Below are 25735 nucleotides of genomic sequence, written 5' to 3'. Positions count from 1 at the left end.
CGCCGGGGACGGCGGCTTCGGCAACCACACGCGCGAAGGGGCCGGATGGTTGGGCCGGGAACGGAAAAATCCGGGGAGGCCGGGCGACCGGCCTCCCCGGATCCGAGGGAACTGCTTACTTCCCGCTGCCGTACAACGCGCTCACGTCCGCGTCGGACAGCGCCCGGTCGTAGACGTGCACCTGGTCGACCGCGCCGTTGAGGAAGTCGACCGGGCCGCCGCCGTACTTGCCGCGGCCGATCACCGTGTGGCCCGTCGAAGCGTCGCCGAGGCAGACGCTCTTCGTGGCCACCAGCTGCCCGTCCACGTACAGCTTCAGCGTGCCCGCGGCCGCGTCGCGGACGCCGGCCACGTGGTACCAGCGGTTCGCTTCCGGGGCCGTGGGCGCCAGGGCCCGCGTGCCGACGAAGCTCATCGCCAGGCGGTGGTCCTGGCCCGAGTACTGCAGGAAGAACGCGCTGGTGCTGTCGCCGTCCTGGCTCACCACAGTCTGGAAGCCGTCGCCGACCGCGTTGAACTTCACCCACGCCGCCGCGCTGTAGCTGCCTTCGGTGTTCACCAGCGCGGCACCCGTGTCGGCGTACTGGCCCGACCCGTTCACCGCGAGCGCCGAGCCGCTCTTGCCCGCCGTCCAGGACGCGCCGCCGACGAGCGTGGCGTCGTGGTCGCCGACCGAGTCCGCCGCCGTCGTGCCGGTGTTCTCGTCGAACCCGTACGCCGCGATGCCGTCGATCCCCGGCATGCCAGCGGGCACCGACGGACCGGACGTCACCGGAGCGCCCGTCGCGCCCTTGATGACGGCCAGGTTCGCCGCGCGGACCGCCGCGAAGTCCATCTTCTTCACCTGCCGGTCGTAGGTGAAGAAGCCGTTGACCTCCTTCTCGACGTCGGTGGTCTGCGTGTAGACGCCGGCCGAAACGCCGCAGCGCTGGGCGACCAGCAGCAGGCGCTGCTGGAGTTCGCCGTAGCGCCGGGTCAGCGTCGCGCTGTCGGGCTCCATCTCGTAGGCGAAGCTGCCCGCCGGGTCGAACTCGTGGCCGGCGACCTTGAGGCCGAGCCCGCCGTACTCGCCGTCGACCGCCGCCCGGGTGCCGGTCTGCACCGGTGTTCCGGGCCCGGTGTAGGTGTGGTCGTCGTAGATGTCACCGCGACCGCTGTCCGGTTCGGACCTGCAGCAGTTGACGCCGGATTCCGCGTTCACCAGCCGCGAGGGATCCCACGACTTGACCTCGTCGGCGATCCGGCCGACTTCGTAGTCGCCCCAGCCCTCGTTGAACGGCACCCACGTGACGATCGACGGGAAGCTGCGGTGCTGGTCGATCATCCGCTTCATCTCGGACTCGTAGTTGACGCGCGACGCCGCCGACGGCTCGACGTCGTCCTTCATCGCCGGCATGTCCTGCCAGACCAGCAAACCGAGCTTGTCGGCGTAGTAGTACCAGCGGTCCGGCTCCACCTTGATGTGCTTGCGCACCATGTTGAAGCCGAGCGCCTTCTCCTGCTGCAGGTCGAACTTCAGCGCGGCGTCGGTCGGCGCGGTGTAGATGCCGTCCGGCCAGAAGCCCTGGTCGAGCGGGCCGACCTGCATGACGAACTTCCCGTTGAGCAGCATCCGCTGCTTGCCGTCGGCGGTCTTGCCGACGCTGATCGACCGGATGCCGAAGTACGAACCGACCTCGTCCCCGCCCGAGAGCTTGACGCGCAGGTCGTAGAGGAACGGGTCGTCCGGCGACCACAGGTGCGGCCGGTCCACCTTGAGCTTCAACGGCTTGTTCGCGTCGCCGGACACGCGCCCGACCGGGCGGCCGTGGTCGTAGGCGACGGCTTCGACGCGCTGCTTGACCGGGCCGCCGACCACGGCGTTCACCGTGACCGAGCCACTCGCCACATCGGGCGTGACGTCGAGGCGGTCGATGCGCGCGGAGGCCACCGGCTCCAGCCAGACGGTCTGCCAGATGCCGGAGGACGGCGTGTAGAAGATGCCGTCGCCGGGCTGGCGCTGCTTGCCGATCGGCTGCCCGCCCTGGTCGTTCGGGTCGGCGACGCCGACGACGACCTCCTGCGACCTACCCGTGGTGATCGCGTCGGTGACGTCCACGGACCAGGCGTCGTAGCCGCCGGTGTGGCGGCCGACCGTCTTGCCGTTGACGATCACCGTGGTGTCGTAGTCGACGGCCTGGAAGTGCAGCAGCAGCCGCTGCCCGCCCTTGCCGACCTGCCAGTTCTTCGGGACCTCGAACGTGCGGCGGTACCACATGTTCGTTTCGTGGCGCATGATCCCGGACAGCGCGGACTCGACCGGGTACGGCACGAGGATGCGCTCGCCGAGCGTCTTGCCGACCGGCGCGGCCTCACCCGGGGTCGCCTTGGCGAACTCCCAGACACCGTTGAGGTTCTGCCACTTGTCGCGGGTCAGCTGCGGCCGGGGGTAGTCGGGCAGGGCGTTGGCGGGGGAGACGTCCTGCGTCCAGGGCGTCGACAGCGGCGGGGTGAGCCGTTGCCACTGCGGCGCGTCCGCGGCACTGGCCGCCGGCACCGTGCCGAGGCCGGCCACCGCGACCGCGAACGCGGCGGCCGCGGTCAGCCATCTCCGGGTTTTTCGGGCAGGGCTGAACATCGTTGAGACCTCCTGGTGAGGGGGAAGGGGCTCAGCGGGTTCGGGAACGCGCCAGCAGGCGCTGGATCACCACGACGACGAGCAGGAAGGCCCCGCTCACCACCGTCTGGTAGTTGGAGTCGAGGGTGCCGATCTGGTTGATGACGTTCTGGATCAGCGTGCGCAGCAGCACGCCGACGAGCGTGCCGATGATCGTCCCGGCGCCCCCGGTGAGCAGCGTGCCGCCGATGACGACGACCGAGATGGCGTCCAGTTCGGTGCCGACGCCGATCACCGTGACGCCGGACTGCAGGTACGCGGCGGTGAGGACGCCGGCGAACCCGGCGAGCGCGCCGCTGAGCGTGTAGAGGCTGATCTTGGTGCGGGCCACCGGAAGCCCCATCAGCAGCGCGGACTGCTCGGCGCCGCCGATGGCGAACACCGACTGGCCGAACCGGGTGCGGCGCAGCAGCAGGCCGCCGAGCGCGAACAGGACCAGCGTCAGGTACACCGGCACGCCGACGCCGAAGATCGTGCCCTGGCCCAGCCAGAGGAACGCCGAGCCGGGGTCCACCTTGTACGTCGTCGCGCCTTCGGAGGTCAGCGCGAGCAGGAGTCCCCTGGCGAACAGCAGGGACGCCAGCGTCACGATGAACGGCGCCATCCCGGTGCGGGCGATGAGCAGGCCGTTGACCAGCCCGATCAGCGAACACACCGCCAGCGGCAGCAGGATCGCGACGACCAGCCCGTACTGCGCGCCGTACGCGGCGAGGACGCCGCCGAGCGCGTAGTTCGAGCCGACCGACAGGTCGATGCCGCCGGAGATGATCACGAACGTCATGCCGAGCGCGATCACCGCGAGGAACGAGCCCTGCAGCACGAGGCTGCGCAGGTTGTCCGCCGTGCCGAAGTGCGGGAAGGCGAACCACGCGGCGGCCACGCCGAGCACGAGCACGACGGCCGCGCCCTGCCGCTGCAGGACACCGGCGAAGGCCGCGTTGCGGGCCTGGGTCTGGGTGGCTGTCATCGGCTGCTCCGCTCGCGCGCGACGTAGACCGCGACGACGATGATGGCCGCCTGGACCATCTGCGCGGTCGAGTCCGGCAGGTTGTGCTTGATCAGGGTGGCCTGGACGAGCTGCATGAGCAGCGCGCCGAACACGGTGCCGAGCACGCGGACCCGGCCGCCGGTCAGCGGCGTGCCGCCGACGACGACCGCGGTGATCGCGGACAGCTCCATGAGCAGGCCGACGTCGCTCGGGTCGCTCGCGCCCAGCCGGGACGTCGCCAGCACGCCGGCGATCGCCGCCAGCGCCCCGGAGATGACGTAAACGCTGATGAGCACGCGCTTCACCGGCAGCCCGGCCAGGGTGCTCGCGGCGCGGTTGCCGCCGACCGCGACCAGGTGCCGCCCGAACGTCGTGCGCTGCACGACCAGCCCGGCCAGCACCGCGAGCACGCCCGCGACGATGACCATGACCGGCACGCCGAGCAGGTCGCCGGTGCCCAGCTCCAGGAAGTCCTGGTTGCGCACCTGGATCAGCTGGCCGTGGGCGATCACCAGCGCGAGCCCGCGCCCGCCGACCAGCAGCGCCAGCGTCGCGATGATCGGCTGGATGCCGAGGTACGCAACGAGGTAGCCGCTGAACAGGCCGGACACGATCCCGGCGATGACCGCGACGATGATCGCCGTCAGCGGGCCCGCGCCGAGGTAGAGCGGGATGAGCGCGGCGGCGATCGCCATCACCGAGCCGACCGACAGGTCGATGCCCTCGGTGCCGATCACCAGCGCCATCCCGAGCGCGACGATGCAGACCGGCGCCGCCTGCACCAGCTGGGTGCGGAAGTTGGCCGCGGAGAGGAAGTTCTCGGTGAAGACCACGTTGAACAGCAGCAGCACGACGACGGCCAGGTAGACGCCGTAGTTCTGCAGCCACGCGGTGACCTTCGCGCGGTCGGGTGTCTTCGTGAGAGTGGCGCTAGACATCGTTGTCAGCCTCGGCTGCGATCGCGGTCAACACGTTCTCCTCGGTGATGCCGTCGCCGGTGAGCTCGCCGACGACCGAGCCGTCGCGCAGCACGACCACGCGGTCGGAGCCGTCGATCAGCTCTTCCAGTTCGGACGAGATGAGCAGCACGCCGAGCCCTTCCTGCGCGAGTTCGTCGATCAGCGCCTGGACCTCGGCCTTGGCGCCGACGTCGATGCCGCGCGTCGGTTCGTCGAGCAGGAGGATCTTCGGGCCGGTGGCGAGCCAGCGGGCGAGCAGCACCTTCTGCTGGTTGCCGCCCGAGAGCTCGGACACCTTCTGCTCCGGGCTCGCCGCCTTGATCCGCAGGCGCTCCATGAAGATCTTGACGACCTTGTCCTGTTTGGACTTGCTGACCATGCCGAACGGCGAGAGCGTCGGCAGCGCGGCCAGCACGATGTTCTCGCGCACGGACAGGTTCGGGATGATCCCGTCGGTCTTGCGGTCTTCGGCCAGCAGCGCGATCCCGGCGCGCATGGCGGCCTTGATCTTGCCCTTCTTGAGCGGTTTCCCGGCCAGCAGCACGGATCCGCCGTCGAGCGGGAACGCGCCGACGATGGCGCGCGCGGTCTCGCTGCGGCCGGAGCCGAGCAGGCCGGCGAGGCCGACGACCTCGCCGGGCCGGATGCTCACCGAGACGTCGTGCAGCTTCCGCATGCCGGACAGGTTTTCCGCCTTGAGGAGCGGCTCGCGGTCGACGTCGTGTTCCTCGCCGAACGCCGTGACCCCTTCCTCGCGGATCTGCTTGATCTCCCGGCCGAGCATTTTGGACACGAGCTCGATCCGCGGCAGGTCCTTGAGCGGTCCACTGTGGACGACCCGGCCGTCGCGCAGCACGGTGACGCTTTCGCAGACCCGGTACAGCTCGTCCATGCGGTGGCTGACGTAGACGATCGCGATGCCTTCGGCGTGCAAGCGGTTCAGCACCTCGAAGAGCGTCTCGACCTCGCGCGGCTCGAGCGACGACGTCGGTTCGTCCATGATGACGACCTTCGCGTCGGTCGAGACCGCGCGGGCGAGCGCGACCATCTGCTGCGCGCCGACGCCCAGGGTGTGCAGCGGGCGCTTGACGTCGTCGTCGATGCCGTAGCCCTTGAGCAGCTCGCGGGCGTCGGCGTACATCTTCGACCAGTCGACGAGGCCGGCCTTCGTGCGCGGCTCGCGGCCGAGGAAGACGTTGCCCGCGATGCTCATCAGCGGGACGAGGTTGACCTCCTGGTAGATCGTGGAGATCCCGGCGCGCTGCGCGTCGATCGGGCGTTTGAACGACACCGGCTCGCCGAGGTGGCGCACCTCGCCCTCGTCGGGCTGGTAGACGCCGGTGAGCACCTTGATCAGCGTGGACTTGCCGGCGCCGTTCTCGCCGACCAGCGCGTGCACCTCGCCCGGCCGCAGCGCGAAGCTGACGTCGTCGAGCGCGAGGGTGCCGGGGAACCGCTTGGTCACCCCGGCGACCTCGAGCACCGGTGCGGTCGTCATGGCGACGTCCTCTTCGGTGGCTGCCGTCATCAGTACGCGTTCCCGACCTTCTGGGCCGCGTTGGTCTCGTCGTACTGGTCGTCGGTGATGACGATGCTCGCCGGGATGGCCTCGCCGCCCTCGAACTTCTGCAGCGTCTGGAAGGCCAGCGGGCCGAAGCGCGGGTTGGACTCGATCACGGCGTTGTAGCTGCCGTCGGCGATGAGCTGCACGGCGTTGCGGGTGCCGTCGATCGAGACGACCTTCACGTCCTTGCCCGGGGTCTTGCCGGCGGTCTTGAGCGCGTTGACCGCGCCGACGCCCATCTCGTCGTTCTCGGCGTAGACGGCGGTGATGTCCGGGTGGCTCTGGATGAGCTGTTCCATCACGGCCTGGCCCTTGGAGCGGTCGAACTCGCCGGTCTGCTCGGCGACCACGGACAGCCCGGCCGTCTTGGCCAGCTCGTCCTTGAAGCCGGAGGTGCGGTCGGTGGTGACGTTGTTGCCGGACGCGCCGAGCAGGATCGCGACCTTGCCGGTGCCGCCGGTGACCCGCGCCATCTCCTGCGCCGCGCGCTTGCCCTGCTCGACGAAGTTGGAGCCGATGAAGGTCAGGTAGTCGGTGCAGGGCTGCGAGGTCACCTTGCGGTCGATGGTGACGACCGGGACCTTCTTGGCCTTGGCGGCGTCGAGCGCGGGCTGGAGGCCGTCGGAGTTCAGCGGCGCGACGACGAGCAGCTGGGCGCCGCGGTCGAGCATCGACTTGATGTCGCTGATCTGCTTGTTCAGGTCGCTCTGGGCGTTGGTGACCAGCAGCTTGTCGCTCGCGATGCCGAGCTTGGCGGCTTCGTCCTTGATGGACTGCGTCTCGGCGATCCGGAAGGGGTTGGCTTCCTTTTCGGACTGTGAGAAACCGACCACCGCCGTCTTGAGGTCGACCTTGGGGTAACCGGTCTTCTCCAGCGTGCAGCCGTCGGCGCTCGGTGCGACGGACTGGGCGCTGGCGGCGGGGCCACCGCCGTTGGACGGGGCGGCGGGGGTCTCTTCCCGGCTGGTGCAGGAGGTGAGCGCGAGTGCGGCGGCGGCCGCGGTGGCGGCGATCAGGAGGGGACGGGTGGACAGCGGCACGGTGACTCCTCGGGCAGCGACGGTGGGGCCCGCTCACCGGGGTGATCGGAGTCACCGCGGGAGCCTTGAGGTACTTTTTACATCGTTGGAACAACGTTGTAAACCGGCAAATCCTCGCTATGCTGCGTGCTCACCACCTGAGAAGGAGCCGCCCGTGACCGTGACGCTCAAAGACGTCGCCACGCTCGCCGGAGTGTCGGTGAAGACGGTGTCGAACGTGGTGAACGGTTACGCGTTCGTGAAGCCGGAGAACCGCAGGCGGGTCGAGGAAGCCCTGGCGGCGACCGGGTACCGGCCCAACGTCGGGGCGCGCAACCTGCGTCGCGGCCGCACGGGGTTCCTGGCGCTGATGGTGCCGGAGCTGTCGATCCCGTACTTCGGCGAACTGGCCGGCCTGGTCATCACGGCGGCCCAGAAGCGCGGGTGGAGCGTCCTCATCGAACAGACGCAGGGCACCCGGTCCCGGGAGCGCGAGACGCTGTCGTCGCTGGGACCGCACCTGGTCGACGGCGCGCTGGTGCACCCGGAAGCCCTGGAGGCGGCGGACTTCCCGTCCCCGGGCGAGATCCCGCTGGTGATGCTGGGCGAGCACGCGGTGGACGTCTCGATCGACCACGTGGCGATCGACAACGTCCTGGCCGCCCGCACGGCGGTGTCCCACCTGGCCTCGCTGGGGCGCACGCGGATCGCGGCCATCGGCCGGAACCCCGCCCGTGGCACGTCTTCGCAGCGCCTGGCGGGCTACGAGGCGGCGCTCTCGGACGCGGGACTGTCCTATTCGGACGCGCTGGTGGCCCCGGCGGAGAAGTGGCACCGCTCGGTGGGTTCGGCGGCGATGAAGGCGCTGCTGGCGTTGCCATCTCCGCCCGACGCGGTGTTCTGCTTCAACGACCTGCTGGCGATCGGCGCGATGCGCGCGGTGGCGGAGCTGGGGCTGCGGGTCCCGGAGGACGTGGCCATCGTGGGCTTCGACAACAACGAAGAGAGCGCGTTCTCCCTGCCGTCGTTGACGACGATCGCCCCGGACAAGGCGGCGCTGGCGGAGGCGGCGATCGACCTGGTCCACCGCCGCATCACGGGCGACAAGGCGGTGCCGGCGCAGGACATCCAGACGCCGTTCGCGCTGGAGATCCGGGAAAGCACCCGCGGCCGGTGACGTGGGAGCTGCTCACCCCGGAGGACTTCGACTGGCGTGATTGGCTGCTGGCAGCCGACCGTGGCGTGGTGCTGCACGCCCAGCTGGCGCACGGCGACCGGCGTTTCCCGATGATGCTGTTCGACTCGACGCGGATCGTCCAGGTCGTCGAGGACGAGCCGCGGCACTACTACTACGACGCGAACGTGGTGGTGGTCCCGGAGGTGACCCGCTCGGCGGCGGAGGAGGAGATCGGCCGGCTGGGGGCCGAGGGCCGGTTCGACTGGCTGCTTTCGGCGGGGCCGGGGCCCGCGGGTGCGTGGTCGTACTCGGACGGCGTTCTGTCCCGCGGCGACCGGCGGTTTCCGTTGCGGGTGTTCTCACCGGAGGAGCTGGCGGTGACGCTGGGATGGGCGGACCTCGAGACCACGCACTGGTCCGGCAACCAGCCGCGGCCCACGCGGTTCTACGCGGAGAACTTGCTGGTGCTGCCGTCGTCCGACCCGGACTCGGTGGCGGAAGCGGTCTCGGCGATGGCCGCCGACGGCTCGCTGGCCTGGCTGCTGGAGTGATCAGCAGGGCGCGACAGCCCCGGTCACGCCGGCCGCGCACCAGCCGGGGTGGGTGGCGAGCCAGGCGTCCCGGTCACGCAGGACTTGCTCCTGGGTGAGCCCGCGCGCGGCGTTGAGGCAGCTGCCCGTCCGGCAGTCCTCGGCCTCGGGACGCGTGGTCGGCGCTTTGCGCGCCGGCGCGGTGGTGGTCGTGGTGACCGTGGCCGTGGCCGCGGTGGTCACGGTGACGGTCACGGGCTCCGCGGTGACCGTGGTCGGCACGGGTCGCGGAGTCTGCGCGGCGGGCGTCGCGGAACAGGCACCGACCAGGGCGGCGGCGGCCAGGAGTCCGGTGGCGAGAGCGGGAAACCGCATGATCGGCAGCTTTCGGGCCGGGGAACGTGCCCGTCCACGATCGGGCTCGGCTCGCCGGGGGGAGTAGGGCCGTTGGGCCCGCCTTCACCGGCGGTCGGGGCGGGTGGCGAGCCGAGCTGCCGGGGCCTCGGGCAACCCCGGCCGCGCGCTGCGACGTCATGAACGACTCGTTCATGACATCGGCGGCACCCCCTCAGCGGGCCGGCCAGTGCCACGACGGCCGGTCCAACCGTCCCTGCCCCAGCAGCTTCGTCTCCCCGTACTCCTTCTCCAGCTCCACCATCCCGACCTCCGCCACCTCGGACAGCGCCCGGATCAACGCCGACGCGTGCGAAACCACCACCACCTGCGTCTCCTTCGCCGCCGTAGCGATCAACGCCGCCAGCGCCGGCAGCAAGTCCGGGTGCAGGCTCGTCTCCGGCTCGTTCAGGACCAGCAGCTCCGGCGGGCGCGGGGTCAGCAGGGCCGCCATCCACAGCAGGTACCGCAGCGTCCCGTCCGACAGCTCCGCCGCCGACAACGGCCGCAGCAGCCCGTGCTGGTGGAACCGGACCGACAGCGAACCGTCCGTGGACACCACCGAGAGCCGGGACCCCGGGAAGGCCGCGTCCACCAGGGAAGCCAGCTCGGAGGCGCGGCCCACCTCGATGATCGTCTGCAGGGCCGCCGCCAGGTCCGCGCCGTCGTGGGACAACACGAACGTGCGCGTTCCCACACGAGATTGGCGGGCCGGGGCCGAAGCGTCCGTGCGGAAGTGGTCGTAGAAGCGCCACGACCGGATGCGCTCGCGCACGACCAGCAGCTCCGGGCACGCGCGCGGGTCCGCGAACTCGCTCAGCATGCTGTCCGAAAGCCGGATCTTGAACTGCTCCGGACCCCAGCCACCCGAAGCGACGCGCGTGCGGACCGTGGGACCGGCCCGGTCCGCCAGCAGGGAAGCGGGCCGTAGGACGGGCCCGGACCAGACCGCTTCGCGCTTGAACTCCGGGTCCAGGTTGAACACCGTCTCGCCCGGGACCGGCAGGCCGAGGTCGAGGGCGTAGCCGAATTCGTCGCCCGCGAAGCCCAGGCGAAGGCCGACCGCCTTCGAACGGACCGTGCCCTGGACCGGGGCGCGGCCTTCGCGCACCGCGCGGCCGACCGTCTCCGGGCCCGCCCACAGCGTCGACGGCAGGCCGCCTTCGCGGGCCAGCGCCGCCACCGCGCCGTTGCGGGACGCGTCCGCCAGCAGGCGCAGCGCCCGGTAGAGGCTCGACTTGCCGCTGCCGTTCGGACCGGTGACCACCGTCAGCCCGGACAGCGGCAGCACGAGATCGCGCAACGAGCGGTAGTTCGCGACGGCCAGCGTGGTGAGCATGCCCCGAACCTAGCCGCCACCCCCGACAGTTCCGGCCGGGCGGACGATCGCGGGCCGACGCACGAAGGCCGCACCGGGCGTACCCGGTGCGGCCTCCCCCGACGACGTCAGATGCTGGTCACTTGACCGGCATCGTCACCTCGTAGACGCGGGTCGGCGCCTTGCGCGCGCCGGCGAAGCCGCTGGCCCACAGGGATTCCACCTGCGAGGACTCCTCCGAGTTGGGGTTCGCGTTCGTGCAGGACGGGCCGGGGCCGCCGCCCGACATCAGTTCCGAGCACGGGCCCTCGTAGTGGTCCGGGAGGCCCAGCGCGTGGCCGGTCTCGTGGGCCGCGATGCGGGTCTGGTTGTACTGCTCGGCCTGGGTGTAGTCGATGAAGATCGTGCCGCTGCCGTGGCCGTCGGTCTGGGCGTACGAGCCCTGCGGGTCGTTGCCCTCGGTGTAGTGCAGCGTGGCGCCCGAAGAGCTCTCCTCGAGCTTGACGTTCGACACCGCCGCGTTCCAGTTCGCCGCGCCCGCGTTGATCACGTCGCGGAAGGTGGGGGCGTCCGAGGTGTCGTAGTAGACGACCGTGGCCGCTTCCGGAGCAGCGAAGGCCGGGCCGGCCGTCAGCGGGGTCGCGATCATCGCCAGCGCGACGGCGGCGCCGGGCAGCAGGTACTTCCTGGACATCGGGACGACTCCTTGCCGTGGGGAATTTGCCGGGTTTGCGCGCGCTGGGTGTCGAACTTACAAAACCGCCCGGCTCTTGTGACCCGACTTTCGTACTGCGTGGCGAACGGTGATTTACCAACCACGGCGGAGTCTTGACATGCATGAACGCGCATACGAGGATGCGCCGATCGGCTCAGCCGACGGGATCCGCCAGTGGGATCTCGCCCTCGCTCAGCCATGAGCCGCGCCACGCCAGGTCGTCCCTGACCAGCGGTTTTCCACAGGCGTCGCACGTCGCGCCCGGCCGGGTGAGCTGCCCGCAGCCGGCGTGGACCAGCTTCATCGGGCCGTACGCGCTCGTCGTCGAAGTGTGCGCGTCACCCCATGCACCGAGGGCGTGCAGCACCGGCAACGCGTCCGAACCGGCCTGGGTGAGCCGGTACTCGTGGCGGGTGCGGCCGCCGTCGCGGTAGGGGAGCTTCGTCAGCAGGCCGCGTTCGACGAGCTTGGCCAGCCGCGTCGTCAGGACGTTGTCGGCGATGCCGAGCTGGCTCCGGAAGTCCTCGAACCGGGTGGTGCCTGCGGTCGCATTGCGCAGGATCAGCAACGTCCACGGTTCGCCGAGGATGTCGGCGGCGCGGGCGATGGGGCAGGCGTTGTCCTCCCACGTGGTGCGGCGGCTCATGCTGTGATCCCTCCTACCTGGCTTGCTCCGAGCAAGTTTACGCCGTAGGGTCGGGTTCAGCTAGCTTGCAAAAAGCAAGTCAGGTGCGAGAGGAGCTCGTCATGGACATCAAGGGTGCGGTCGTGCTGGTCACCGGGGCGAACCGCGGGCTCGGCCGCAAGTTCGCCGAAGCGCTGCTGGCGCGGGGCGCGGCCAAGGTCTACGCCGCCGCGCGGAACCCCGAGTCGGTCGACCTGCCGGGCGTGGTGCCGCTGCGCCTGGACGTGACCGACCCGGCGTCGATCCGGGAAGCGGCCGCGAGCGCGGGCGACGTCACGCTGCTGGTGAACAACGCCGGCTCGTCCACCGGGTCGACGCTGCTCGGCGGGAGGCTGGAAGACATCCGGCTGGAGATGGACACGCACTACTTCGGCACGCTGGCCGTGACGCGCGAGTTCGCGCCGATCCTCGAGCGCAACGGCGGCGGCGCGGTCCTCAATGTCCTGTCGGTGCTTTCCTGGTTCACCGCACCGCAGGTCGCGGCCTACTCCGCGGCGAAGTCGGCGGCCTGGTCGCTGACCAACGCGCTGCGCCTGGAGCTGGCGTCGCAGAAGACGCAGGTGACCGCGCTGCACGTCGGCTACATGGACACCGACATGGCCAAGCACGTCGACGGTCCGAAGGTCGACCCGGCGGTCGTGGCCGGCCTCGCGCTCGACGGCGTCGAAGCGGGCCGGTTCGAGGTGCTCGCCGACGACGTCACCCGGAACGTGCGCGCCGGGCTGTCCGGTGAGCTCCCCGGCCTCTACCCCGCGCTGGTTTCCTGACCATTCGGAATGCGGTTTCCGGCACCCCGGAATACGGCCCCGGTTCACCCGGGCGTATGAATGTGCGGGTGCCGGAGAACGTCGCGGCCGGAATCGGCCGAACGAGGAACCGCTGGGGCGAAGGCGAACGGCTGCGCGGGGAAATCCTCGAAGCGGCGGGCCGGTTGCTGGCCGAGCTCGGCGGCGAGGACGGGCTGACGATCCGCGGTGTGGCGCGGGCGGTCGGCATCGCACCGGCGAGCATCTACCAGCATTTCTCCGATCGTGCGGAATTGGTGCGCGGGCTCCTCGACCACGAATACGCGCGGCTGGCCGAATCGATGCGCGTCGCCGAGGAGTCGCTCGGCGAAACCGACGTCATCGGCCGCATCCGCGCACAGATTCACGCCTACTGCGCCTTCGCGATGCGGAATCCGGGGCACTACCGCCTGATGCTGGCGAACGGCGCGTCCGAGCTGGAACCGGGATCCCGCCCGAAAGGCCCGTTGCTGGACGTGATCGACCGGCTGACGGCGGGGTTCGTGCGCTGCGTCGAGGCGGGGCACGAACTGCGCGTCACCCCCGGCCGCGCGGCGGCGGTGGTGTTCGTCGGCGCGCACGGGCGGGTGGCGTTGTTCCACAGCGCGCTGAACCGGACGGGGGCCGAGCTGGTGGAGCCGTTCGTCGACGAGCTGGTGTCGCTGGTGTTCGCCTGACCCCCGGCTTTCGGGGGTTCCGGGTGGCGGCGCCCCCGGCTCGGGGCGAACGCCCCGGATGGCGCATCGGAGTGGCGGGGCTGCCGGAAGATGCTTAGCATGGCTATGTAAATTTCCGGCAGCTCCGGGAGGTAACCGGTGGACGGTGTGCCCGCGTTTCCGATGACCCGGCGGTGTCCCTTCGACCCGCCCGCCGAACTGGGCGAGCTGCCGCCGGTTTCCCGGGTGCGGCTGTGGAACGGCGAGACGCCGTGGCTGGTCACCCGCTACGACGACGTCCGCTCGGTGCTGCGCGACACGCGGGTCAGCGCCGACTCGGACCGGCCCGGCTATCCGCACCAGAGCGCGGCGTCGGCGGCCCGGCGGCATCGCGCGAAGTCGTTCATCACCATGGACGGCGCCGAGCACGCGGCCCAGCGCAAGCTGCTGACCGGCGACTTCCTGGTCAAGAAGATGGAGGCGCTGCGCCCGGCGATCCAGCGCATCGTCGACGACCTGGTCGACGGGCTGCTGGCCGGCCCGAAGCCGGTCGACCTGGTGCCCGCGTTCGCGCTGCCGGTGCCGTCGCTCGTCATCTGCGAGCTGCTCGGCGTGCCGTACGAGGACCGGGAACTGTTCCAGGACATCACGAAGGTGATGGTCTCGCGGACGGCGACCCCGGCGGAAGCCGTGCAGGCCACCGAAGAACTGCTGGGGTACCTCGGCGGGCTCGTCGAGCGGAAGGCCGCGGCGCCGGGTGACGACGTGCTGAGCAAGCTGGCGACGACGCAGTACGCGACCGGCCGGATGACCGCCGAAGAGGTCGCGTCCATGGGGCAGCTGCTGCTGGTCGCGGGTCACGAGACGACGGCGAACATGATCGCCCTCGGCACCGTCGCGCTGCTGGAGCACCCGGACCAGCTGGCGCTGGTGCGCGACGGCGACGCCGGCCTGCTGCGCCGCGCGGTCGAAGAGCTGTTGCGCTACTTGAACATCACGCACACCGGACGCCGCCGCGTCGCGACCGAAGACATCGAAGTCGGCGGCGAGGTCATCCGCGCGGGGGAGGGCATCATCGCGGCGGGCGACGTGGCGAACCGCGACGAAGCGGTGTTCGAGCACGCCGACCGCCTCGACGTGACCCGCGAGGCCCGCCACCACGTCGCCTTCGGCTACGGCGTGCACCAGTGCCTCGGCCAGACGCTGGCGCGGGTGGAGCTGCAGGTGGTCTACGGCACGCTGTACCGCCGCATCCCGGACCTGCGGCTCGCCGTGCCGGTGGCGGACCTGGCGTTCAAGGACGACATGCTCGTGTACGGGGTGCACAGCCTGCCGGTCACCTGGTGACGCGACTCAGCCACCGAGCTTTTCCCGCGCGTCGGCCAGATCCTCCGGGGTCGGGGCGTCGTCCTGGGTCAGCTTGCGCCGCCAGTAACCCGTGAACTCGATCGCGGTCTTGTCGAGGCCGCGCTCGACGAGGTGCCGTCGCAGGGCGCGGACCGTCGACGCCTCGCCGGCCAGCCACGCCGCCGAGCCCGCCGGCAATGCCGTGTCGCGCACCGCTTCCAGCAAGCGGCTGCCGTGCTCGGCGCCGTCCCGGTGCAGCCACCGGACGTGCGGCAGCGGCTGCTCTTCGGCCGCGTCCGCGACTTCCACGAACGCCGCCGCGTTGTCCACTTCGGACAGCAGGGTGGCGATCGCGGGCAACGCCGTCTCGTCGCCCGCGAGCAGCACCGTGCCGGCCGCCGGGACCGGACGGCGGTAGGCCGCGTCCGGCCCGTAGCGGCCGAGGACCTGACCCGGTGCCGCCGTCCGGGCCCACGCCGTGGCCGGGCCGTCCGCGCCGGGGTGCAGGACGAATTCGACGTCGATCGTGGCGGGCGCCCGGTCGCGGACCGTGTAGCTGCGCATCACCGGCCGCTCCGCCTCGGGGATCTCGAGGTACGCCTGGTACCAGCGCAGGACGTCGCCGTCGACCGCGGGCAGCCGGACCGGGCGGCCCGGCGGCGGGAACAGGAGCTTGAGCTGCTGGTCGGGCCACGCTTCCAGCTCTTCGAGGCCGTCCCCGGTGAAGGTGACGCGGACCGTGCGCGGCGTCGGGCAGCGCACCGCGGTCACTTCGAGCAGCCCGGTCGCGGTCACGGCTTCCCCAGGTATTCACGCAGGTGGCGGGCGGTGAGGGTGGACGCGTCCGCGACCAGCTCGGCCGGTGTCCCGGTGAAGACCACGCGCCCGCCGTCGTGGCCGGCGCCCGGGCCGAGGTCGATCAGCCAGTCGGCGTGGGCCATCACGGCCTGGTGGTGCTCGATCACGATCACCGTGTTGCCCGCGTCGACGATCCGGTCCAGCAGCGCGAGCAGCTGGTCGACGTCGGCGAGGTGCAGGCCGGTCGTCGGCTCGTCGAGGATGTACGTCGAGCCCTTTTCGGCCATCCGGATCGCCAGCTTGAGCCGCTGCCGCTCGCCGCCGGAGAGCGTGGTCAGCGGCTGGCCGAGCCGCAGGTAGCCGAGGCCGACGTCGGCGAGGCGGTCGAGCACCGTCCGCGCGGTGCCGGTGGCGAAGAACTCGCGCGCCTCGGCGACGGACATCCCGAAGACCTCGCTGATGTTCTTGCCCCGCAGCTCGTACGTCAGCACCTGCGGCGTGAACCGGCGGCCCTCGCACTCTTCGCACACCGACGCGACGCCGGCCATCATCGCCAGGTCCGTGTAGATCACGCCGAGCCCCTTGCACTTCGGGCAGGCGCCTTCGGAATTCGCGCTGAACAGGCTCGCCTTGACGCCGTTGGCCTTGGCGAAGGCGGTGCGGATCGGGTCGAGCAGGCCGGTGTAGGTGGCCGGGTTGGAGCGGCGCGACCCGCGGATCGCGGACTGGTCGACCACGACGACGTCGTCGCGGTGGGCCAGCGAGCCGTGGATCAGCGAGCTCTTCCCGGACCCGGCCACGCCGGTCACGACGGTCAGCACGCCGAGCGGGACGTCCACGCTGACGTCACGCAAGTTGTGCAGCTTCGCACCGGTGATCCGCAGGTGGCCCGCCGGCTCGCGCACGTGCTCGCGAAGGGTGACGCGGTGGTCGAGGTGGCGCCCGGTGAGCGTGCCGGACGCGCGCAGGCCGTCGAGGTCACCGGTGTAGCAGAGCCGCCCGCCGTCGGTGCCGGCGCCGGGCCCGAGGTCGACGACGTGGTCGGCGATCCGGATCGTCTCCGGCTTGTGCTCGACGACCAGGATCGTGTTCCCCTTGTCCCGCAGGCAGAGCAGCAGGTTGTTCATCCGCTCGATGTCGTGCGGGTGCAGCCCGACGGTCGGCTCGTCGAAGACGTAGGTGATGTCGGTGAGGCTGGAACCGAGGTGGCGCACCATCTTCACGCGCTGCGCCTCGCCGCCGGAGAGCGTCGCGGACTCGCGGTCGAGCGAGAGGTAGCCGAGGCCGATCTCGACCAGCGAGTCGAGCGTGTCGCGCAGGTTGCCCAGCAGCGGCCGGATCGACGGCGCGTCGAGGTCCCGGACGAAGTCGGCGAGGTCGCTGATCTGCAGGGCGGCGCAGTCGGCGATGTTCTTGCCGTCGATCTTCGCCGAGAGCGCGGCCTGGCTCAGCCGCGCGCCGCCGCACTCGCCGCAGGTCTTGAAGGTGGCGGCCCGTTCGATGAACGCGCGCAGCTTCGGCTGCAGCGACTCGACGTCCTTGTGCAGGTAGAGCCGCCGGACCTTCACCGCGAGACCCTCGTAGGTGACGTTGGTCTTGCCGACCTTCACCTTGCAGGAGTCCTTGTGCAGCAAGGCGTCGAGCTGCTCCGGCGTGAAGTCGCGGAGCTTGGCGTCGGGGTCGTAGAAGCCGGAGGAGAGGTAGGTCTGCACGTACCAGGTGTCCGGGGTGAAGCCCGGCACCTGGATCGCGCCTTCGTTGAGGGAGAGGTCGAAGTCCAGGAGCGCGCCGACGTCGAGGTCGGACACCCGGCCGAGGCCCTCGCAGGCCGGGCACATGCCCTCGGGCAGGTTGAAGCTGAACGCGCCGGACGTGCCGACGTACGGTTCGCCGAGCCGCGAGAAGGCGATCCGCAGCATCGCGTAGGCGTCGGTCGCGGTGCCGACTGTGGAGCGCGAGTTGGCGCCCATCCGCTCCTGGTCGACGACGATGGCCGCGCTGAGGTTCTCCAGCAGGTCGACGTCCGGGCGCGACATGTTCGGCATGAACGACTGGAGGAAGGCGCTGTAGGTCTCGTTGATCAGCCGCTGGGACTCGGCCGCGATGGTGCCGAAGACCAGGGACGACTTGCCGGAGCCGGACACGCCGGTGAACACCGTGAGCCGTCGCTTCGGGATGTCCAGGTCGATGCCGGTCAGGTTGTTCTCCCGGGCCCCCCGGACCTCGATCACGTCGTGGGTGTCGGCGGCCCGCCTGGGTGAAGTCATACCGTCCTTCTTGATACTTTAGGCTGTAAAGTGATTCTCGATCGTACATTACTTTAGGGTGTAAGGAGTCGGCAAGGTGGTCGTCTTCGCGGGTCAGGGCGACGCCCGCCGTTCCATGGAGCTGCTGTGGGGACCGCGGGTGGGTGCCCCGCGCACGGGCCCCGGGCCCAAACCGGGCCTGTCCGTCGAGGCGATCGTGTCGGCGGCGATCGAGATCGCCGACGCCGACGGCATGCCGGCCCTGTCGATGCGCGCGGTCGGCGAGCGCCTCGGCCGCACGGCGATGGCGCTGTACACGTATGTGCCGGGCAAGACGGAGCTGGTCGACCTCATGTACGACCGCACACTGGCGGAGCTCCCGTCGTCGTACCCGGCCGACGACGGCTGGCGCCCGGCGGCGGTGTCACTGGCCGACGAGCTGTGGGCGTTACACCTGAGGCACCCGTGGCTGCTGCAGGTGTCCCCGGCCCGCCCGGTACTGGGCCCGGGCGAGTTCCACGTCCAGGAGACGCTGCTGTCGGTACTGGCATCGACGGGCCTCCCTCTCCCGAGGGTCCGCTGGGTGGTCTCGGCCCTGTTCAACATCGTCCGCGGCTCGGTCCAGGCGGCAGCGGAATCCCGCCAGGCGGCGACCGAGACGGGACAGTCCGAAGAGGACTGGTGGTACGCGCGTTCGGCGCTGCTGGGGGAGTTGGTGCCGGACTTGACGGCGCGGTTCCCGACGGTGGCTCGGTTGGGTGCTTCGGTCTCGGGGGAGCCTTCCGGGGAGCCGTATTTGGAGCGGGAGGCGCGGTTGTCGTTCGAGGCTGGGGTGGAGCTGCTGCTGGACGGCGTCGAGGCGGCGATCGTCCGGGCGCGTTGACGGCTGGTGGTGCCACGAGGGGCCGGCGTGTTCACCGGCTGACGGCTCTGCGGGGGCGGGCCGGAGTTCGGTGAGGATGCGGCTTTGTTGTTCGGCGGCTGATGGGGACTTTGGCCGGGTGGTTGCGGAGGCGGGGAAGGTCTGGCGGGCGGCGTTCGGGCCGGTCGAGTGATGCGAGGGGTGGCTCGGTTGGGCGCCGGACGGAATGTGGTGTAGGTCTGGAGCCGGCGGCGGCCCCTCGGCGGCGGGGCGGTGTTGGGCTCGGAATCGGGTGGGCGCCGGACGGAAGGTGGTGTGGGTCTGGAGTCGGCTGGCCTTCGGCGGCGGGGCGGGTGTTGGAAGCGGAAGCGGCAGGCGCAGGCGCATGGAGGCCCGGCGGGCGGAGGCGGAGAGATGCGCGGGGGCGAGGCGGAAGCGAAGCGGCAGGCGCAGGCGCATGGAGGCCCGGCGGGCAGGCGCGGTGGGGAGCGCGGGGACGAGGCGGAAGCGGAACCAAGCCGTTGGGGAGGCTGAGGGAGGTTTGGGGCGGGGGCGAAGGCGAAGGCAGAGGTGTGGGGGTGCAGGCGGAGACAGAGGCGTGGGGATGTGGGGGCGAGGGCGAAGGTGAAGGCAGAGGTGTGGGGGCGTAGGCGGGGAGGTGGGTGCGCGGAGATGTAGATGCGTGGAGGCGGAGGAGGTGTGGGGGAGGCGGCGGTGTGCGTGCGCGCGGAGGCGAAGACGGAGGAAGGTGGGGCGGCGGAGATGTGTGTGCTGAGGCGTGGAGGCGGCGGCAGAGGTGTTGGGGCGTGAGGCGGAGGCGTGGGAGCGCAGGCGGAGACATGGGGGTAGGCCCGTAGCCGGTGGCTGCGGGCCTTTCCCATATTCGGTTGTCTCAGGCCGCGAAGGGCAGTGGTTGGTGCAGGTTGTTGCGCCTGGGTTTTCGGCGTTTGTCCAGGAACCGCGGAGGTAGGAACTCGGGGTGGCCGTCGGCCGCGAGGCGGACCTGCCAGCCGGAGCGGTGCATCAGCCGGTGGTGATGCGCGCACAACAAGACCAGGTTCGCGAGATCGGTGGGGCCGCCGTCGGCCCAGTGGCGGATGTGGTGGCCTTGGCAGTGCCGGGGTGGGCGGTGGCAGCCGGGGAAGGCGCAGCCTCGGTCACGGAGGAACAGGGCTCGGCGGAGGCCGGGTGAAATTAGGCGGCGGGCTCGGCCCAGGTCCAGGGGTTCGCTGGTGGCGCCGAGGACGGTGGGGATCAGTTTGCAGTCGCAGGCGTGGATCCGGGCCTCGACGGCCGAGATCAGGCCGGTGTCGCCCAATGTCGCGTGGCCGACACCGGATCTCAGGTCCGACAGGGACACCGCGACCATCACGTGGGCGCGTTCACCAGCCTGCGTCGGCAACTCCGGGGAGTTCAACGCCAGATCGATCGCGTCGGAGAAGGCGTCGCCGTAACGTTCCTGCGGGGAACGGAAGTCTCCGCCGTCGTCGGCGGTCCGGCGTTCGGCCAACGCGTCGAGCAGGGCACTCGCGCGAGTACCGGTCTCGTCGTCGAACCGGCCCGACAGCTCCCAGATCCCGGTTCTTTTGCGGCGCAACGACAGTTCCCGGGCCGGGGCGACGGGTTCGGCGTCCTCGGGCTCGGCGCCGTCAGGATCGAGGTGGGCCAGGATTCGGGTGCCCAGGGCGGCGACTTGTTTGTGGCCTGCGTAGGCGGCGAAGGCGAGCAGGTCCTGTTCGGCGGTGTCGCGGTGCTCGAGGGGGATCCGCGACACGGCCCCGATGATGGTGTCGATCATCGGGGTGCTGAGGGAGCCCGTCAAAGCGGCAGTGCCGGTGGCGGGGGCGACAGCGGGAGCCCCGTCGAGGGTGTGAGCAGAGGTGAGAGCGTGAGCTCGGGCCACCGTCCGCTGGGCAGCCGTATGGGGAATGTCGGCGAGGTGCTCAAGTAACCGGGCAACCGAGCGGTACCCGAACAGTTCCATAACCCCGCGGGATTCGATCTCCACCAGCAGAGTCCCGATTTCCGCCTCGGCAGACCGCACGACGGTGAGCAGCCCACGGAGACGGTCGGCCAAGGCCTCCGCGTCCGCTTGCCACACCGCTTCTCTGTCCACGCACCAAGATTACCGGCGCTCGAACGTCCGTTCATCACTCGATCAGGTGGGCTTCGATCAAGAACCGGGTCGTGTGCGCCACGAACGGGCCGTCCCGCTCGATCAGCTCGTGCAGCTCCCGCAGTTTCGGCAGGTACTGCTCCACCGTGAAGCCCGGCACCATCCAGATCACCTTGCGCAGGAAGTAAACCACCGCGCCGATGTCGAAGAACTCCGTGCGCAGGGACTCCGAGCGCAGGTCGACCACCTCCAGGCCCGCCGCCGTCGCTGCCGCGGTCGCGTGGTCCGGGTGGCGGCTGGTGCGGGCCTCGAGCGGTTGCGGGCCCAGGAAGAACTCCACCAGCTCGAACACGCTCGCCGGGCCGACCTGCTGGGAAAAGTACGTGCCGCCCGGGCGGAGGACGCGGGCGATCTCCGGCCACGGCGTCGTCACCGGGTGGCGGCTCGACACCAGGTCGAACACGTTGTCGGCGAACGGAAAGTCCGATGTGGACACCACCGTGACCCCGCGGGGTGCGAGCCGGGCCGAGGCTCGGGTGACGTTCGGGGGCCACGACTCGGTCGCGATCGTCAGCGGTGGCAGCGAAGGGCAGCCGTCGAGGACTTCGCCGCCGCCGGTTTCGAGGTCCAGGGCCGATCGGACCGCCGCGAGACGCGAGCCCAGCAGGCGCTGGTAGCCCCACGACGGGCGGGCCTCGGTGGCGCGGCCGTCGAGCCACGAGAAGTCCCAGCCGTCGACCGGCACCGCGGCGGCTTCGGCCACCAGTTCGTCGAAGCGGGAGCGCCGCACCGGGGGCGGTGGGACGGGTTTCGCGAGGGTGACCGCGGCGAACTCCACCACGACCGGACCGCGGCGGGTGTCCACAGTGCACGTCGTGGAGTCGCGCGCCACCAGCTCGCCGAGTGCGTCGGTGAGCCCGCCCTCGATCCGGTAGCGCACCACGACCCGCGTGCCCAGCGGCACTTCCCGCAGCAGCTTCACAGGCGCGCGCTCAGCTCGTCGTCGGACGGCTCGACCAGGAAGCTGCCGTCGTCCCAGACGATCGTGGGGATCCGGCGCGCGCCGTCCTGCAGCTCGCGGACGCGGGCTTCGGCGGCCGCGTCGGCCTCGACGTCCACATAGGAATACTCGACGCCGAGCCCGTCGAGCAGCGCGCGGCTGCGCTTGACGTCCGGGCACCAGGAAGCGCCGTACACCGTCAGACTCACGAAACGACCTCCGAAACAGCGGTGGGAACGGGGGCGGGGTGACCCAGGTCCGTGAGCCACCCCCGGAACACCCGGTGCAGGGCCTCGGCCCCGACGACCGCACCGGGAAAACCGAGCTCGCGCGGGTACACGACGAAGCCGCGTTGCTGCGGTCCGCCGAGCCCGCCGTGCGAGCCCACGTGCGTCTCGAACGGGGACGCCTGGTCCGAGTCCGGGTCGTAGCGGCTGTTGATCATGACGTCCGCGCAGTGCGGGAACGTGTCGACGCGCCGGACCAGGTCCGCCGCGTGCGGGCCGTACGGCAGCAGCGGGTCCTCGCCGATCACGACGCCCGTCGCGAGCCGGTGCAGGCCGTCGCGGCCCAGCACCACCGGGCCGAATTCGCGGCTGCGCACCAGCAGGAACCCGACGCCGGGGTGGTCCACCAGCGAGGGCAGCAGGTCGGGGAACTCGCGCTCGATCGTCTCCAGCTCGACGCGGCCCTCGTGCTCGGTGAACGACACCATCGCCACGTGCCCGGACACGACCGCGACCACGCCCGGCGCGACCCGGGTGACCGCGCCGGGGGAACCGGACGTCGTGCGCGGCCGGTCGTCGGCGCACTCCGCGTCCTCGACGCGGGCCCGCAGCCGGCGCGCGATCAGGCCGCCGCTCTTCGTCGCCTCCGCCAGCGCGGCGTTGATCTGCCAGCTCTCGGCCTGGCGTCGTTTGCCGGCGAGAGCGGACGGCGAACCGCCGCACAGCCGTCCGACGTACGCCTCGATCGTCTCGCCGAACCGCTGTGAGAACGCCTGGCCCTGGGTCTGGCCGTGGTCCGACAGCGCGACGACGTGGTAGCGGCGCGGGGCGAGCCGCGAAGCCCGGTGCAGCCGCGCGATCTGCTGGTCGATCGAGCGCAGCACGGAAAGGGTGTCGAAGCGCTCGATGCCGGAGTGGTGGGCGACCTCGTCGTAGCCGAGGAAGTCCGCGTACACCACCGGCCGCCCGGCGAGCATGTCGCCGAGGATCGCCGACACGACGACGTCGCGCGCGATCACCGTCGTGCCCGGGCGGGCCAGCGGGTACCAGCCGCCGCGCGGGACCCGCGGCACGACGCCGGCGCGGCGCTGGCGGACCGCGGCGGTGATCTCGCGGAAGACGTCGGCCAAGGCGACGACGAACGTGCGCAACGCGTTGACCGGGTTCGCGAAGTAGGCGTAGTAGCCCGCGCCGAACCGGTCGCGGTGGCGGCGCAGCAGCTTCTTCGGCACCAGCACCGGGATCGAGCTCATGGTGAGGCTGACGTGGTCGGCGTCGCCGGAGAACAGGTTGCCGCGGCTCGCGCCGTCGCCGGACAGCAGGCCCCGGCCGTCGGAGTGGCGCCGCTCGATCTCGGCCGCGTCGGTCGGGTGCGCGCACGCCATCACGTGGTCGCGGTCCTTTTCGTACCAGCGGAAGCCGAGGATGTCGTGGTTGGAGCCGTGCAGGATGCCGCAGACGCTCGCGCCGGTCTGGGAGCTCCAGTCGGTGTGCCACGGCGTCAGCGCGTGGCTGCCCTCGGCGAGCCACGCGGCGAACGTCGGCATGTCGCCGTCGCGGATCGCGCGGCGGACGGTGTCGAACCCGAGGCCGTCGATCTGCAGGAACACCACGCCCGGCGGCTGGCCGGCGGCGCCGGGCGCGGCGGCGTGGCGACGGCGGCGACGGTTCGCGCGGCGGAAGAAGATCTCGTCCTCGTCGATCGCGAGGAGGCTGGAGATCACGGCCCCGACGCCGGCCATCGCCACCGTGACGATGACCGCCGTCCGGAAGTCGGCGATCTCGACGCCGGGCACGGTCTTGAACACGGCCAGCGTGCCCGCGCCCAGCAGCAGGAACCCGAAGAGGCCGAAGGTGAAGAACGCCAGCGGGTAGGCGATCCGCATGACGAGCGGCCAGCCGACGCCGGCGAGCAGGCCGAGCAGCAGCGCGCAGACCGTCGGCTGCCACCAGTGCGTCATGCGGAAGCCGGGCAGCAGGACGTCGAGCAGCCGCAGCGCGCCGGTCACGGCGGCCCAGACCAGCAGGATCCGGGCGACGGCGCGGCCGCCGCGCAGCAGCCTGCCCTTCGGCGCGGTCGTCGTCACACTCGCTCCTTGGTCTTGCGCCGCCACCGGGAGATCAGGTTCAGCGCCACGGTGACCAGCAGGACCAGCACCGTCGCCAGCAGGGTCGCGACGAGGGGGGAGTCGAAGATGCCGCCGCTGAGGATGCCGAGCAGGCTGTACGCGGTCGCCCAGAGCACGCACGCGACGAGCGCGGCCGGCAGCAGGCGCCGCCACGGGTAGCTCAACGCGGCCGCCGCGAGCAGCACCGGGATCCGGCCGGCCGGGACGAGCCTGCCGATCACGATCAGCTGCCAGCCGCGGCGGGTGAACTGGTCGCGGGCCTTCTCCAGCCGTTCGGCGGGCTGGCGGCGGCTGATCCAGCGGAACGCGGCTTCGCTGCCCAGGCGCGGGATCCCGAACGTCACGACGTCCCCGAGGTAGGCGCCGAGCACGGACAGGACGATCACCAGCGGCAGCGAGAGGTGGTCGGTGGTGGTGGCGACGGCGGCCGCGGCGCCGACCACGGCCCCGGTGGGCACGATCGGGATGATCGAGCCGAGCAGCACACCGCCGAACACGGCCGGGTAGCCGAGCGCGGCCGGGTCGGTCCAGTTCACGTGCGGTCCTCACGCGCGGGGAGCGCGACTTCGGCGCCCGGTTCGGTGAACAGGACCTCGGTGGCGATGCCGTGCTTGCGCACTTCGGCGGCGAACACCCGCGGCGGGTCGGCGAGCAGCCGGCGCATCCGGGCGGTCCGCCGCAGGCCGGGCACGGCGAGGGTGCCCCAGTGCACGGGCACGGCGGCGCGGGCCCGCACGCGTTCGGCGGCCTTCGCGGCGCGGGCCGGGTCGAGGTGGCCGGGTCCGAGGTTCGGCCCCCAGCCCCAGACGGGCAGCAGAGCGACGTCGACCGGGCCGAAGCCCGCCATGCCGTCGAAGAGGTCGGTGTCGCCGGCGTTGTAGACCGTCGTCTCCGCGGTCTTGATCAGGTGCCCGACGGCGGGGCTCTGCGGCCCGTGGGTGAGCCGCGGCCCCCACCGGTGCCCGGAGTGGACGGCTTCGGTGGCGGTGACGGTCAGCCCGCCTTCGGTCAGGGTCTCGCCGGGCGCGATCTCTTCGACGTGGTCGAAGCCCTTCTTGGTGAGCCAGGCCCCGGCCCCGCGCGGGACGACGATCCGGGTGCCACGGCCGAGCAGCTTGAGGGAGGGCGGGTGGAGGTGGTCGCCGTGCAGGTGGGAGAGCAGCACGAGGTCGACGTCCGCGTAGGTCTCCGGTGGCGGCGGCGGGACGACCCGGGTGAGCCCGCCGACGCGGGCGGTGAGCACGGGATCGGTCAGCACGACCCGGCCGCCGAGTTCCAGCCGGACGGTCGAATGGCCGAGGAATCGCAGGTTGAAGCCGCTCACGGTGTCGAGTATCGCCTTCGGGTGGCGCGGACGCCCGGCGGAGTGGCGCGAACAACGCTGCCCGGTGACGGCTCGCTAGCGCCGGGCGAGCTGACGGCGCTTGGCCCACCGCAGGCGGAGGCGCCGGCGCGCTCGGCGCCACCTCGCGCGGAGGTCCGTGCGCAGCGCCTGTTCGGCTTCGCGGTGCATGCCGATCTCGTGCAGCAGCTCGGCGACGCGGACCTGCTTGTCGGTCGGCACG

Annotated in this window: 24 protein-coding genes and 1 pseudogene; 6 read left to right on the top strand and 19 right to left on the bottom strand. The window is 71.2% G+C overall.

Annotated features, from left to right (window positions below):
* Positions 1-115: 115 nt before the first annotated feature.
* From ACLJQM_RS39225 to ACLJQM_RS39205, 5 genes are read right to left on the bottom strand one after another with little or no spacing between them, the layout of a single operon-like run.
* Complete coding sequence (locus ACLJQM_RS39225) at positions 116-2617, bottom strand: LamG-like jellyroll fold domain-containing protein (RefSeq protein ID WP_410635388.1); 2502 nt, start codon at positions 2615-2617, stop codon at positions 116-118.
* A 31-nt stretch (positions 2618-2648) separates the two neighbouring features.
* The gene (locus ACLJQM_RS39220) at positions 2649-3623 is read right to left on the bottom strand and encodes an ABC transporter permease (RefSeq protein ID WP_410635386.1); all 975 of its coding nucleotides are present in this window, start codon (positions 3621-3623) and stop codon (positions 2649-2651) included.
* Positions 3620-4582 (bottom strand): ABC transporter permease, encoded by a 963-nt coding sequence (locus tag ACLJQM_RS39215; protein ID WP_410635384.1) that lies wholly within the window; start codon positions 4580-4582, stop codon positions 3620-3622. Before ACLJQM_RS39215 ends, ACLJQM_RS39220 begins: the two co-directional genes overlap by 4 nt.
* Entirely contained in the window at positions 4575-6131 is a 1557-nt protein-coding gene (locus ACLJQM_RS39210; RefSeq protein WP_410635382.1) for a sugar ABC transporter ATP-binding protein, read from the bottom strand. Before ACLJQM_RS39210 ends, ACLJQM_RS39215 begins: the two co-directional genes overlap by 8 nt.
* Positions 6131-7207, bottom strand: coding sequence for an ABC transporter substrate-binding protein (locus ACLJQM_RS39205; RefSeq protein ID WP_360779032.1), 1077 nt, complete (start codon positions 7205-7207; stop codon positions 6131-6133). Before ACLJQM_RS39205 ends, ACLJQM_RS39210 begins: the two co-directional genes overlap by 1 nt.
* A 154-nt stretch (positions 7208-7361) precedes the next feature.
* On the opposite strand from ACLJQM_RS39205, the gene ACLJQM_RS39200 reads away from it, so the two are divergent.
* Positions 7362-8363 (top strand): LacI family DNA-binding transcriptional regulator, encoded by a 1002-nt coding sequence (locus ACLJQM_RS39200; protein ID WP_247014255.1) that lies wholly within the window; start codon positions 7362-7364, stop codon positions 8361-8363.
* Positions 8360-8914: a hypothetical protein gene (locus ACLJQM_RS39195; protein ID WP_410635380.1), complete on the top strand. Its 555-nt coding sequence runs from the start codon at positions 8360-8362 to the stop codon at positions 8912-8914. Before ACLJQM_RS39200 ends, ACLJQM_RS39195 begins: the two co-directional genes overlap by 4 nt.
* Here ACLJQM_RS39195 and ACLJQM_RS39190 read toward each other — a convergent pair whose 3' ends face one another.
* From ACLJQM_RS39190 to ACLJQM_RS39175, 4 genes are all read right to left on the bottom strand, one after another.
* Positions 8915-9268 (bottom strand): hypothetical protein, encoded by a 354-nt coding sequence (locus tag ACLJQM_RS39190; RefSeq protein WP_410635379.1) that lies wholly within the window; start codon positions 9266-9268, stop codon positions 8915-8917. It lies immediately after the preceding gene.
* 193 nt (positions 9269-9461) lie between these two features.
* Entirely contained in the window at positions 9462-10625 is a 1164-nt protein-coding gene (locus ACLJQM_RS39185; RefSeq protein WP_360779023.1) for an AAA family ATPase, read from the bottom strand.
* A gap of 118 nt (positions 10626-10743) precedes the next feature.
* A complete protein-coding gene (locus ACLJQM_RS39180; RefSeq protein WP_247014247.1) occupies positions 10744-11298 on the bottom strand; it encodes a snapalysin family zinc-dependent metalloprotease in 555 nt (184 codons plus the stop codon).
* A 175-nt stretch (positions 11299-11473) separates the two neighbouring features.
* Complete coding sequence (locus tag ACLJQM_RS39175) at positions 11474-11965, bottom strand: winged helix-turn-helix transcriptional regulator (protein ID WP_410635377.1); 492 nt, start codon at positions 11963-11965, stop codon at positions 11474-11476.
* A gap of 101 nt (positions 11966-12066) precedes the next feature.
* On the opposite strand from ACLJQM_RS39175, the gene ACLJQM_RS39170 reads away from it, so the two are divergent.
* The 3 genes from ACLJQM_RS39170 to ACLJQM_RS39160 all read left to right on the top strand — a co-directional run bounded on the left by ACLJQM_RS39170 (position 12067) and on the right by ACLJQM_RS39160 (position 14792).
* Positions 12067-12771: an SDR family oxidoreductase gene (locus tag ACLJQM_RS39170; protein WP_410635376.1), complete on the top strand. Its 705-nt coding sequence runs from the start codon at positions 12067-12069 to the stop codon at positions 12769-12771.
* 131 nt (positions 12772-12902) lie between these two features.
* On the top strand, positions 12903-13466 hold the full coding sequence (locus tag ACLJQM_RS39165) for a TetR/AcrR family transcriptional regulator (RefSeq protein WP_315863299.1): 564 nt from the start codon (positions 12903-12905) through the stop codon (positions 13464-13466).
* A gap of 162 nt (positions 13467-13628) precedes the next feature.
* On the top strand, positions 13629-14792 hold the full coding sequence (locus ACLJQM_RS39160) for a cytochrome P450 (protein WP_360779265.1): 1164 nt from the start codon (positions 13629-13631) through the stop codon (positions 14790-14792).
* A 6-nt stretch (positions 14793-14798) separates the two neighbouring features.
* On the opposite strand, the gene ACLJQM_RS39155 is transcribed toward ACLJQM_RS39160, so the two are convergent.
* Together ACLJQM_RS39155 and ACLJQM_RS39150 are read right to left on the bottom strand one after the other, a co-directional pair.
* Positions 14799-15587, bottom strand: a complete 789-nt coding sequence (locus ACLJQM_RS39155) for a siderophore-interacting protein (protein WP_410635375.1) — start codon at positions 15585-15587, stop codon at positions 14799-14801.
* Positions 15584-17857 (bottom strand): excinuclease ABC subunit UvrA, encoded by a 2274-nt coding sequence (locus tag ACLJQM_RS39150; RefSeq protein ID WP_360779011.1) that lies wholly within the window; start codon positions 17855-17857, stop codon positions 15584-15586. Before ACLJQM_RS39150 ends, ACLJQM_RS39155 begins: the two co-directional genes overlap by 4 nt.
* Before the next feature lie 76 nt (positions 17858-17933).
* On the opposite strand from ACLJQM_RS39150, the gene ACLJQM_RS39145 reads away from it, so the two are divergent.
* On the top strand, positions 17934-18719 hold the full coding sequence (locus ACLJQM_RS39145) for a TetR/AcrR family transcriptional regulator (protein ID WP_360779009.1): 786 nt from the start codon (positions 17934-17936) through the stop codon (positions 18717-18719).
* A gap of 871 nt (positions 18720-19590) precedes the next feature.
* Here the strand turns inward: ACLJQM_RS39145 and ACLJQM_RS39140 are convergent.
* From ACLJQM_RS39140 to ACLJQM_RS39105, 8 genes and pseudogenes are all read right to left on the bottom strand, one after another.
* A complete protein-coding gene (locus ACLJQM_RS39140; RefSeq protein WP_410635373.1) occupies positions 19591-20814 on the bottom strand; it encodes a DUF222 domain-containing protein in 1224 nt (407 codons plus the stop codon).
* Between the two features lie 34 nt (positions 20815-20848).
* A complete protein-coding gene (locus ACLJQM_RS39135; protein WP_410635471.1) occupies positions 20849-21604 on the bottom strand; it encodes a methyltransferase domain-containing protein in 756 nt (251 codons plus the stop codon).
* Positions 21593-21796: pseudogene (locus ACLJQM_RS39130) on the bottom strand (ferrous iron transport protein A); the annotation flags it as partial. The gene ACLJQM_RS39135 and the pseudogene ACLJQM_RS39130, both read right to left, overlap by 12 nt.
* Positions 21793-22023 carry a glutaredoxin domain-containing protein gene (locus tag ACLJQM_RS39125; RefSeq protein ID WP_247014230.1) on the bottom strand — a complete coding sequence of 77 codons (231 nt, stop codon included), beginning with the start codon at positions 22021-22023 and terminating at the stop codon, positions 21793-21795. The pseudogene ACLJQM_RS39130 and the gene ACLJQM_RS39125, both read right to left, overlap by 4 nt.
* Positions 22020-24128 (bottom strand): phage holin family protein, encoded by a 2109-nt coding sequence (locus ACLJQM_RS39120; protein WP_410635372.1) that lies wholly within the window; start codon positions 24126-24128, stop codon positions 22020-22022. Before ACLJQM_RS39120 ends, ACLJQM_RS39125 begins: the two co-directional genes overlap by 4 nt.
* Positions 24125-24706 carry a DedA family protein gene (locus ACLJQM_RS39115; RefSeq protein WP_360778999.1) on the bottom strand — a complete coding sequence of 194 codons (582 nt, stop codon included), beginning with the start codon at positions 24704-24706 and terminating at the stop codon, positions 24125-24127. The genes ACLJQM_RS39120 and ACLJQM_RS39115 overlap by 4 nt, the downstream gene beginning before the upstream one ends.
* On the bottom strand, positions 24703-25494 hold the full coding sequence (locus ACLJQM_RS39110; RefSeq protein WP_247014224.1) for an MBL fold metallo-hydrolase: 792 nt from the start codon (positions 25492-25494) through the stop codon (positions 24703-24705). Before ACLJQM_RS39110 ends, ACLJQM_RS39115 begins: the two co-directional genes overlap by 4 nt.
* 75 nt (positions 25495-25569) lie before the next feature.
* Positions 25570-25734: a hypothetical protein gene (locus ACLJQM_RS39105; protein WP_247014222.1), complete on the bottom strand. Its 165-nt coding sequence runs from the start codon at positions 25732-25734 to the stop codon at positions 25570-25572.
* Position 25735: the final 1 nt, after the last annotated feature.

This window comes from Amycolatopsis sp. cmx-4-83 (assembly GCF_046548815.1).
In the GTDB taxonomy this organism is placed as follows: Bacteria; Actinomycetota; Actinomycetes; order Mycobacteriales; family Pseudonocardiaceae; genus Amycolatopsis; species Amycolatopsis pretoriensis_A.
Note: the sequence above shows the minus strand (reverse complement) of the source record. Positions and strands in the feature narration are given on the sequence as shown.

Coding starts and splice junctions, on each gene's coding strand:
- ACLJQM_RS39225 (WP_410635388.1), bottom strand. CDS start 2,617: ATGTTCAGCCCTGCCCGAAAAACCCGGAGATGGCTGACCGCGGCCGCC.
- ACLJQM_RS39220 (WP_410635386.1), bottom strand. CDS start 3,623: ATGACAGCCACCCAGACCCAGGCCCGCAACGCGGCCTTCGCCGGTGTC.
- ACLJQM_RS39215 (WP_410635384.1), bottom strand. CDS start 4,582: ATGTCTAGCGCCACTCTCACGAAGACACCCGACCGCGCGAAGGTCACC.
- ACLJQM_RS39210 (WP_410635382.1), bottom strand. CDS start 6,131: ATGACGGCAGCCACCGAAGAGGACGTCGCCATGACGACCGCACCGGTG.
- ACLJQM_RS39190 (WP_410635379.1), bottom strand. CDS start 9,268: ATGCGGTTTCCCGCTCTCGCCACCGGACTCCTGGCCGCCGCCGCCCTG.
- ACLJQM_RS39185 (WP_360779023.1), bottom strand. CDS start 10,625: ATGCTCACCACGCTGGCCGTCGCGAACTACCGCTCGTTGCGCGATCTC.
- ACLJQM_RS39180 (WP_247014247.1), bottom strand. CDS start 11,298: ATGTCCAGGAAGTACCTGCTGCCCGGCGCCGCCGTCGCGCTGGCGATG.
- ACLJQM_RS39175 (WP_410635377.1), bottom strand. CDS start 11,965: ATGAGCCGCCGCACCACGTGGGAGGACAACGCCTGCCCCATCGCCCGC.
- ACLJQM_RS39170 (WP_410635376.1), top strand. CDS start 12,067: ATGGACATCAAGGGTGCGGTCGTGCTGGTCACCGGGGCGAACCGCGGG.
- ACLJQM_RS39160 (WP_360779265.1), top strand. CDS start 13,629: ATGACCCGGCGGTGTCCCTTCGACCCGCCCGCCGAACTGGGCGAGCTG.
- ACLJQM_RS39150 (WP_360779011.1), bottom strand. CDS start 17,857: ATGACTTCACCCAGGCGGGCCGCCGACACCCACGACGTGATCGAGGTC.